Here is a 9,250-nt window from a genome sequence, read left to right on the forward strand (position 1 = left end):
GGCCGCCCGCAGGCCCGCCGGGACCCTGGACGCCGTGGCCGCCAAGGGCTGGCGCCGGGTCACCCGGGCCTACGACAGGGCCCGGGCCGTCGAGGCCCCCGCCGAGCACGAGCAGGCCATGCACGACGTGCGCAAGGCGGCCAAGCGGGCCCGCTACACCGCCGAGGCGCTCGGGATGCAGAAGCTCGCCAAGCAGGCGGAGTCCGTACAGGAGGTGCTGGGCGCGCACCTGGACGGCGTCGTCGCACAGGGTCGGCTGGCGGCCGAGGCCGAGACCGCCAGGCTGGCCGGGGAGGACACCTTCACCTACGGCGTGCTGACCGGCCTGGAACGGGCCGAGGCCGAGCGCGCCTTCGAGGAGTTCCCCCGCATCTGGGCCGAGACCACGCAGGCCGTCGACAAGCTCCTGTGAGCCCGGCGGGGCCCGCCGCGGCGACCGGAAACGTCCGCCGCCCCGCCCGGCGCCCCGGCCGGTACGGCTAGGTGAGGTAGCGGTCCATGCCGACGATCCGGCCGGCGGTGTGGTGCAGCACCATGAACGCGCCCTTGCGCAACTGCACGTCTCCCGGCCGGTCGCTGACCCCGGCGATCAGCTCGGGCAGCACCTTGCCGTGGCTGCACAGCGCCGTGGGCCGGTCAGTGGCCAGGGCCTTGGAGACCAGGCGCAGGGCGGCGCGGGGCTCGTAGTGGGTCTCCGACAGCAGGCGCTCGCGGCGGATCTCCAGACCGCTCCGCCCGGCGTACGGTTCCAGGGTCTGCACGCACCGTTTGCTGGGGGAGCTGATCAGCTCGGTGGGGTGGTAGCCGGACAGCACGTCCGCGAGCACCTCGGCCTGCATCCTGCCGGCCTCGTCGAGCGGCCGCTCGTCGTCGTCGCCCTCCCAGTCCTGGCGTGACCCGGCCAGGCCGTGCCGGACCAGGACGAGCGGCGTGGTCTCCAGCGGCACCGCGGTGAGCGCGCGGAGCAGCCCGGCGTCCCACTCGTAGGTCAGCCGCCGCCTGGCCTCCTTCACCGGCAGCCAGACCACCTCGTCGACCTCCTCCACCGCGGTGTGGCGGTCCCCGGAGACGGCCCGGGCCGCCCAGTAGTCGACGCGCTTGAGCCGCTTGCCCTTCAGATAGTGGATGGGCGGCAGCGACCGGCCGAGCAGGGCGGTGATCCCCGTCTCCTCGGCCACCTCGCGCAGCGCCCCGGCGATGACGTGCTCGCCGGGCTTCAGCTTCCCCTTCGGGAACGTCCAGTCGTCGTACTTCGGCCGGTGGACGAGCGCGACCTCGGGTGCGGACTCCGGGCCCCGCCAGACCACCGCCCCGGCGGCGCGGATCATGTCTGTCGGATGGACGTCCAGCTCAGTCATCAATCGTCCTCCACCTCCGCGTGCCGATCAGATGGGTCTGCAGGTCCTCGCCGCCGCGCCGGGACCACGTCCCGTCCGAGTTGAGCCACCAGGTGGAGGTCTCCTCCGACATCGCCCGGTCGAGGAGGTCGCTGAGATAGACCCGCTGCTGCTGGCTGGTGACCTTGACCAGCGCCTCCACCCGGCGGTCCAGGTTGCGGCGCATCAGGTCCGCGCTGCCGATCCAGATCTCCGGCCTGCGCCCGCGTCCGAACTCGTAGATCCGTGAATGTTCGAGGAAGCGGCCCAGCACGCTCCTGACCCGGATGTTCTCCGACAGCCCCGGGACGCCCGGCCGCAGCGTGCACACCCCGCGCACCCACAGGTCGACCGGGACGCCGGCCTGGGAGGCGTGGTAGAGCGCGTCGATGATCGGCTCGTCCACCAGGGAGTTCGTCTTCATCCTGATGCCGGCCGGCCGCCCCGCCCGCTGGTGGGCGGTCTCCCGCTCGATCCTGGCCAGCAGCCCGCCGCGCATCGAGTGCGGGGCGACCAGCAGCCGCCGGTAGGCCGAGTGGTTGGAGTATCCGGTCAGGTGGATGAACAGGTCGGTGACGTCCTCGCCGACGAGCGGGTCGGCGGTGAGCAGCCCCAGGTCCTCGTAGACCCGGGCGGTCTTGGGGTTGTAGTTGCCGGTGCCGATGTGGCAGTAGCTGCGCAGCTCGCCGGAGGGCTCCTGCCGTACGACGAGGGCCAGCTTGCAGTGGGTCTTCAGCCCCACCACCCCGTAGACCACGTGACAGCCGGCCCGCTCCAGCTTGCGCGCCCAGCTGATGTTGGCGTGCTCGTCGAACCGCGCCTTGATCTCCACCACCACGACGACCTGCTTGCCGCCCTCGGCCGCGTCGATCAGCGCGTCCACGATCGGCGAGTCACCGCTGGTCCGGTAGAGCGTCTGCTTGATGGCCAGCACGCTCGGGTCGGCCGCCGCCTGCTCGATGAAGCGCTGCACGCTCGTGGAGAAGGAGTCGTAGGGGTGGTGCAGCAGCACGTCCCGCTCGCGGAGCACCGCGAAGATGTCGTCCTCGACGTGGACGACCTCAGCGGGCACGAAGGGACGGAAGCTCAGCTCGCCCCGGTCCAGGTCGGCGATCGCGTGCAGCCCGGTCAGGTCCAGCGGGCCGGGCAGCCGGTAGATCTCGTGCTCGGCCACCCCCAGCTCGTCCACCAGCAGGTCGAGCACCTCGGGAGTGATGGTGTCCTCGACCTCCAGCCGGACCGGCGGGCCGAAGCGGCGTTTGAGCAGCTCCCGCTCCAGCGCCTGCATGAGGTTCTCGGTGACGTCCTCGTCCACGTCCAGGTCCTCGTTGCGGGTCACCCGGAAGACATGGTGCTCGACGACCTCCATGCCCTTGAAGAGCTGGCCGAGATGGGCGGCGATCACCTCTTCGAGCGGGACGAAGCGGTCCTTGGAGGCCGCCACGAACCGGGGGAGCTGGCTGGGCACCTTCACCCGGGCGAACACGGTGTGACCGGTCGCGGGGTTGCGTACCGTCACGGCCAGGTTGAGCGACAGGCCGGAGATATAGGGGAAAGGGTGGGCGGGGTCGACGGCCAGCGGCGTCAGCACCGGCCGGATCCGCTCCCGGAACAGCTTGCGCATCTCGGTGCGCTCGTCCCGGCCGAGGTCCTCCCAGCGGGTGATCTCGATGCCCTCGGTGGCCAGCTGCGGGCAGAGCCGCTCGTGGAAACAGGCCGAGTGCCGCTGCGCGAGGTCGTCGGCTATGGCGGCGATCCTGGCCAGCTCCTCGCGGGGCTTCAGCCCGCTCTTGGTCCGCAGCAGCAGGCCGGTGGCCATCCGCCGTTTGAGGCCGGCCACCCGCACCCGGAAGAACTCGTCCAGGTTGCTGGCGAATATCGCCAGGAACCTGACCCTCTCCAACAGCGGCAGGGACGGATCCTCCGCCAGTTCGAGAACCCGCTGATTGAACTGCAACCAGCTCTCCTCGCGGTTGAGGAAGCGTTCTTGTGGAAGGGGCAGTCCTTCGGTGACGGGGTGCGCGGGTTCGGCGGACATATGACCAGAATGCCCGCTTTGGTTGAACAGAACGTTAATTTCGGCTCAACGGCCGCTGTTGCTTACTCGCTTGATTCAAGTTTGTCTTGTCCCTCGCCCGCGCGCTCGGCGAGTCTGGCCTGCCGGACGGCGTCCCGGTCGGCGGCCTTCGCCTCCCGGACCCGGATCTTCTCCTGCTCCCTGAGCTCGCGCTCACGGACCTTCTCCTGCTCCCTGAGCAGCCGCTCCTGCTCCTTGAGTTCGCGTTCGCGGGCCTTCTCCAGCTCACGCTGCTCCCGCAGCCGCGCCTTCTCCTGATCCCGGGCCAGTTTCTCCGCCTCGCGCTGCTCGCGTTCGCGGATCTTCTCCTGCTCCTTGAGCTCGCGTTCGCGGGCCCTGCTCATCTCCCGCAGTTCCTTGTCGGTCGGCCGCGGCGGCAGCGGCGCCCGCCGCTGCTCCGGGCCGCGGGAGGAGCCGGTCAGGCGGGGGCGCGGATCGAGCCCGACGAGACCGTTCCAGGCCAGGTTGACCAGGTGCGCGGCGACCTCCTCGCGAGGGGGCTTGCGCACGTCCAGCCACCACTGCCCGGTCAGCGCCACCATGCCCACCAGCATCTGCGCGTACATCGGCGCCAGCTCCGGGGCGTAGCCCCGCCCCTTGAACTCGTCGGCCATCACGTCCTCGACCTGGCTGGCGATGTCGTTGATCAGGCTGGCGAACGTGCCCGTCCCGGAGGCGGCGTGCGAGTCGCGGACCAGGATCCGGAAGCCCTCGCTGTTCTCCTCCACGTAGGCCAGCAGCGCCAGGGCGGCCCGCTCCAGTTTGATCAGCGCGTGCGAGGCCGACAGCGCCTCCGTCACCAGGGCCAGCAGCTTCTGCATCTCCCGGTCGACGACGACCGCGTAGACGCCCTCCTTGCCGCCGAAATGCTCGTAGACCACCGGCTTCGAGACGTTCGCGGTCGCGGCGATCTCCTCGACCGACGTGCCGTCGAACCCCTTCTCCGCGAACAGGGTCCTGCTGATCTGGATCAGCTGCTCCCGGCGTTCCTTGCCTGACATGCGTCGTCGGGGTTCGCTCACGGTTCTAATAATGGCGCTCCCCGGCTGTGAAGCGGGAACCGCGCCCCGGGCCGCCGGGGCGGTCCCGGTGGGAGCTCCGGGTGGCGCCGGCGTCGCACGGGCCGCCGGAGCGGCCTCCGTGGGAGCGTCGGGCTGCATGAGCAGTGTGCGGGCCGCCGGGGCGGCCCCGGTGGGACCGTCAGGCGGCAATGCGCTTCGCCGCCAGCCGCTCGGGGGTCGGCCAACGGACGTCATAGGCCCAGCCGGCCTTCTCGAACCAGCGGATCACACCCGCGCTAAGATCGATCTGGCCCTTGAGCGCGCCGTGCCGGGCGCAGGTCGGGTCGGAGTGGTGCAGGTTGTGCCAGGACTCGCCGAACGAGGGGATGGCCAGCCACCAGACGTTGCGCGACTTGTCACGCGACTCGAAGACCTCCTCGCCGAAGACGTGGCAGATGGAGTTGATCGACCAGGTCACGTGGTGCAGCAGCCCGATCCGGACCAGCGTGCCCCAGAAGAAGCCGGTCACCATGCCCCACCAGGACCAGGTCAGCAGGCCGCCGAGGAGGGCGGGGAGCACCAGCGAGGTGATCGCCATCACCGGGAAGAACTTGTGCAGCTTGACGATGTCGGGGTCCTTGACCAGGTCCGGGGCGTACTTCTCCCGGTTGGCGCGGTCGGTCTCGAACAGCCAGCCCATGTGCGCCCAGAGCAGTCCCTTGGACACGGCCCGGAAGCCGGTCCCGAACCGCCACGGCGAGTGCGGGTCGCCCTCCTTGTCGGAGAACTTGTGGTGCTTGCGGTGGGTGGCCACCCAGTCGAGCACCGACATCTCCAGGGAGAGGCTGCCCGCGATGCCCAGCGCGATCTTCAACGGCCGCTTGGCCTTGAACGAGCCGTGGGTGAAGTGGCGGTGCAGGCCGACGGTCACGCCCAGCCCGGTGATCACGTAGAGGACGCCGGCGATCACGACGTCGCTCCAGCCCATGCCCCAGCCCCACGCGAACGGGACGGCGGCGATCAGAGCGATCAGCGGCGCGGCCACGACCACCCCGAAGGTGATGATCTCGGGCCTGGTCTTCGGCTCGGGGTCGGCGTCTGGTTTGGGGCCCGGAGCAGGGCGATCTGCGATGACGGTCATGCGCTACCTCGCGGAGGCTCGGTGAGTAAGGGTGAGGTTATGCCTGGCTACGCCACCGTAACCTACGCCATCGTAAGTTAGGAATCCCTAAGCATCGAATGGAGGGAAGCTCACTCTCACCGGGAGATCCCGTAGTGGTTTCGTATCTTGTCTACCACCGGTTTGACCTGCTAAACGGCGCGCCCGGTGTCCGTGCGCGGACCCCTGCTCCCACCTGCCCCACAGGACTCTCGCCCACCTGCCCCGCAGGGCTCCCGTCCCGTACGGCGGCGCCCGCGTCCGCCCGTGCGACGGCGCCCGTGTCCGCCCGTGCGGCGGCGCGTTCCCGCACGGCGTCCGGCCGGGGCCGCGCGGCACGGGCGTTCTCTCCCCGTCTGATCGCCTCCGTGGTCGACAGACACCCAAATCGAGGCGCGTTCGATATCAAGGGCTCGGTATCGTAGGGGGGCCGGGCACTCGGGCCCCGTCCGAGCCGCCAGGCTGATCCGGCATTGGGTAATTGGCAGCCCGCAAGGTTTTGGTCCTTGTTGTCCAGGTTCGAGTCCTGGTGCCGGAGCCATCATCTCTGTCCGTTTTATTGTTCGGGCTGGTCGGCTGGGTGGGTTCCCGGTGGGGAAGGTATCCTCACGTTGTCGAGTGGGTGACCGGACGATGCCCTCGTGGTAGCCATCCGGCATCCCGCTTTGTCATGTCTCAGCCGCGACGCCGAGGGAGCCTCGTCCGTGAGTGTGCCGCGCCCGGCCGCCGTCATCGTCCTTGCCGCAGGTGAGGGCACCCGGATGAAGTCGAAAACACCCAAGATCTTGCATGAGCTGTGCGGCCGCACCCTGGTCGACCACATGCTCACCGCCGCTCGAGGTCTCGAACCCGAGCGGCTCATTGTTGTCATAGGCCATGAGAGGGAGCGCGTCCAGTCGCACCTGACGCGGACCAGCCCCGACGCCCAGGCCGTGGTGCAGGCCGAGCAGCGGGGGACCGGCCACGCCGTCAGGGTCGTGCTGGAGAAGGCCGGCAGCATCGACGGCACCGTCCTGGTGACCTACGGCGACACGCCGTTGCTGCGCACCGAGACCCTCGCCACGCTGCTGGAGCGGCACGAGCGCGACCGCAACGCCGTCACCGTGCTCACCGCCGAGGTCCCCAACCCGTACGGCTACGGCCGGATCATCCGTGACACCACGGGGGCCGTCCTGGAGATCGTCGAGGAGAAGGACGCCAGCCCCGAGCAGCGGGCGATCCGGGAGATGAACTCCGGCGTCTACGCCTTCGACGGGGCCCTGCTGGCCGACGCGGTCAAGCGGGTGTCGGCCTCCAACGTCCAGGGTGAGGAATACCTCACCGACGTCCTGTCCATCCTGCGGGAGGACGGTCACCGGGTGGGCGCGCACATCGCGGCCGACTACGTCGAGGTGGAAGGCGTCAACGACCGGGTGCAGCTCGCCTTCGCCCGCAAGGTGCTCAACACCCGGCTGCTGGAGACCCACATGCGCGCGGGGGTCACGGTCATCGACCCGGCCACCACCTGGGTGGACGTCGACGTCACCCTGGAACAGGACGTGGTGCTCCACCCGGGCACCCAGCTGCACGGCCGTACGGCCGTCGCCGAGGGCGCCGAGATCGGCCCGGCCGCCACGCTGACCGACACGGTCGTCGGCGAGGGCGCGCTGGTCCGCAACGCCGTCTGCGTCGAGGCCGAGATCGGCCCCGAGGCGCTGGTGGGACCCTACGCCTACCTGCGGCCGGGCACCGTGCTCGCCCGCAAGGCCAAGGCCGGGACCTACGTCGAGATGAAGAACGCCCAGGTGGGCGAGGGTGCGAAGGTTCCCCACCTGAGTTATGTCGGCGACGCCACGATCGGGGCGGGCTCCAACATCGGGGCCGCCTGTGTCTTCGTCAACTACGACGGAGTCGAGAAACACCACACGACGGTGGGCGAACACGTCCGGATCGGCAGCGACAACATGCTCGTCGCGCCGATCACCGTCGGGGACGGCGCCTACACCGCGGCGGGCTCGGTGCTCATCAACGACGTCCCGCCCGGGGCGATGGCGGTGGCCCGAGGCCAGCAGCGCAACATTGAAGGATGGGTCGCGCGCAGGCGCGCGGGCACCAAATCGGCCGAGGCGGCGCTGCGGGCCGCCGAGACCGGGAATCAGCAGGGGAGCAAGTCGTGAGTGGCATCAAGCAGACCGGTGAGAAGAACCTGATGTTCTTCTCCGGGCGCGCGCATCCGGATCTCGCGGAGGAGGTGGCCAGCCATCTCGGGGTGGAGATGACCCCCACCGCGCTGCGTGACTTCGCCAACGGTGAGATCTACGCCCGCTACCTGGAGTCGGTCCGGGGGTGTGACGCGTTCGTCATCCAGAGCCACACCGGCCCCATCAACAAGTGGATCATGGAGCAGCTGATCATGGTGGACGCGCTCAAGCGCGCCTCCGCCAAGCGGATCACCGTGATCATGCCGTTCTTCGGCTACGCCCGCCAGGACAAGAAGGGCCGGGGCCGCGAGCCCATCACCGCCCGTCTGATGGCCGACATGTTCAAGACCGCGGGCGCCGACCGGCTGATGTCGATCGACCTGCACACCTCCCAGATCCAGGGTTTCTTCGACGGCCCGGTGGACCACCTGTTCGCCATGCCGGTGCTGGTCAACTACCTCAAGGACAAGCTCGACCTGGAGACGACCACGATCGTCTCGCCCGACACCGGCCGGGTGCGGCTGTCGGAGCGCTGGGCCGACACGCTGGGCACCCCGCTGGCCTTCATCCACAAGCGCCGCGACCTCGACGTCGCCAACCAGGTGAAGGTGAGCGAGGTCGTCGGCAAGGTGCGCGGCCGCACCTGTGTACTGATCGACGACATGATCGACACCGCGGGCACGATCTGCAAGGCGGCCGACGCGCTGTACGAGCAGGGCGCCACCAACGTGCTCGTGGCCGCCACGCACGCGGTGTTCTCCGACCCGGCGGTGGACCGGCTGAAGAACTCCAAGATCTCCGAGGTGATCGTCACCAACACCCTGCCGCTCGCCGAGGACAAGCGGTTCGACAAGCTCACTGTGCTGTCGATCGCCCCGCTGATCGCCCGTGCGATCACCGAGGTCTTCAGCGACGGCTCGGTGACGAGCCTGTTCGAAGGCGACAGCTGACCGCGTCCCGACCCGCGAGGGTGCGCCGGTGGCCGGACCGAGCGGCGACGCGCGGCGTCGCGGACAACGCGAGGTAGGCCACCGGCCCTCAGCGCCCGGGCCGCGGCGCCCGCGACGCGCGGCGCCGCGGGCGCCAGGGCCGGAGCCCGGCGATATGCCGGTAGGCTGGTCAGGTTGAGTGCGTTCGTAACGCCTTCCGCTAGGGCGGGTGAGGGAGAACGCGCCTTTCCATCCGTCGAAGATCCCTAGGAGATCCGTCGTGTCCGAAGTAGTCATCAACGCCGAGTCGCGCACCGAGTTCGGCAAGGGCGCCGCCCGCAAGATCCGTCGCGAGCACAAGGTGCCCGTCGTCCTCTACGGACACGGCACGGACCCGCAGCACCTGTCCCTCCCGGGCCACGAGCTCCTGCTCGCCCTGCGCACGCCGAACGTGCTGATCCGCCTCCAGGGCGCGGTCACCGAGCTGGCGCTGCCCAAGGGCGTCCAGCGTGACCCGATCAAGGGCTT

At 69.7% G+C, this 9,250-nt stretch carries 8 protein-coding genes, 1 tRNA gene and 1 pseudogene; 6 read left to right on the forward strand and 4 right to left on the reverse strand.

What is annotated here, in order from left to right:
• On the forward strand, positions 1 to 412 hold a 412-nt coding region (locus ACWDS7_RS43520), incomplete at its 5' end, for a CHAD domain-containing protein (RefSeq protein WP_451934069.1).
• A gap of 67 nt (positions 413 to 479) precedes the next feature.
• Here the strand turns inward: ACWDS7_RS43520 and ACWDS7_RS43525 are convergent.
• The 4 genes from ACWDS7_RS43525 to ACWDS7_RS43540 form a co-directional block, all read right to left on the reverse strand.
• Positions 480 to 1,358, reverse strand: a complete 879-nt coding sequence (locus ACWDS7_RS43525) for an NUDIX hydrolase (protein ID WP_306863660.1) — start codon at positions 1,356 to 1,358, stop codon at positions 480 to 482.
• Positions 1,351 to 3,414: an RNA degradosome polyphosphate kinase gene (locus tag ACWDS7_RS43530; RefSeq protein ID WP_451934070.1), complete on the reverse strand. Its 2,064-nt coding sequence runs from the start codon at positions 3,412 to 3,414 to the stop codon at positions 1,351 to 1,353. Before ACWDS7_RS43530 ends, ACWDS7_RS43525 begins: the two co-directional genes overlap by 8 nt.
• A gap of 62 nt (positions 3,415 to 3,476) precedes the next feature.
• Positions 3,477 to 4,475 (reverse strand): TetR family transcriptional regulator, encoded by a 999-nt coding sequence (locus ACWDS7_RS43535; RefSeq protein WP_451934071.1) that lies wholly within the window; start codon positions 4,473 to 4,475, stop codon positions 3,477 to 3,479.
• Between the two features lie 178 nt (positions 4,476 to 4,653).
• On the reverse strand, positions 4,654 to 5,595 hold the full coding sequence (locus ACWDS7_RS43540) for an acyl-CoA desaturase (RefSeq protein WP_306863669.1): 942 nt from the start codon (positions 5,593 to 5,595) through the stop codon (positions 4,654 to 4,656).
• A gap of 484 nt (positions 5,596 to 6,079) precedes the next feature.
• Here ACWDS7_RS43540 and ACWDS7_RS43545 point away from each other — a divergent pair.
• From ACWDS7_RS43545 to ACWDS7_RS43565, 5 genes and pseudogenes are all read left to right on the forward strand, one after another.
• Positions 6,080 to 6,154, forward strand: a tRNA-Gln gene (locus tag ACWDS7_RS43545).
• Positions 6,143 to 6,364, forward strand: coding sequence for a hypothetical protein (locus ACWDS7_RS43550; protein WP_370879688.1), 222 nt, complete (start codon positions 6,143 to 6,145; stop codon positions 6,362 to 6,364). The genes ACWDS7_RS43545 and ACWDS7_RS43550 overlap by 12 nt, the downstream gene beginning before the upstream one ends.
• Positions 6,318 to 7,769 carry a bifunctional UDP-N-acetylglucosamine diphosphorylase/glucosamine-1-phosphate N-acetyltransferase GlmU gene (gene glmU / locus ACWDS7_RS43555; RefSeq protein ID WP_451934072.1) on the forward strand — a complete coding sequence of 484 codons (1,452 nt, stop codon included), beginning with the start codon at positions 6,318 to 6,320 and terminating at the stop codon, positions 7,767 to 7,769. The genes ACWDS7_RS43550 and glmU overlap by 47 nt, the downstream gene beginning before the upstream one ends.
• Complete coding sequence (locus tag ACWDS7_RS43560; protein ID WP_306863673.1) at positions 7,766 to 8,743, forward strand: ribose-phosphate diphosphokinase; 978 nt, start codon at positions 7,766 to 7,768, stop codon at positions 8,741 to 8,743. The genes glmU and ACWDS7_RS43560 overlap by 4 nt, the downstream gene beginning before the upstream one ends.
• Before the next feature lie 259 nt (positions 8,744 to 9,002).
• Positions 9,003 to 9,250 (forward strand): annotated as a pseudogene (locus ACWDS7_RS43565) (50S ribosomal protein L25/general stress protein Ctc); the annotation flags it as partial.

The sequence above is a fragment of the Streptosporangium sp. NPDC003464 genome (assembly GCF_053588315.1).

Bases quoted from the DNA above. Each gene is read 5' to 3' on its own strand.
- ACWDS7_RS43525 (WP_306863660.1), bottom strand. From the start codon at position 1,358: ATGACTGAGCTGGACGTCCATCCGACAGACATGATCCGCGCCGCCGGG.
- ACWDS7_RS43530 (WP_451934070.1), bottom strand. From the start codon at position 3,414: ATGTCCGCCGAACCCGCGCACCCCGTCACCGAAGGACTGCCCCTTCCA.
- ACWDS7_RS43540 (WP_306863669.1), bottom strand. From the start codon at position 5,595: ATGACCGTCATCGCAGATCGCCCTGCTCCGGGCCCCAAACCAGACGCC.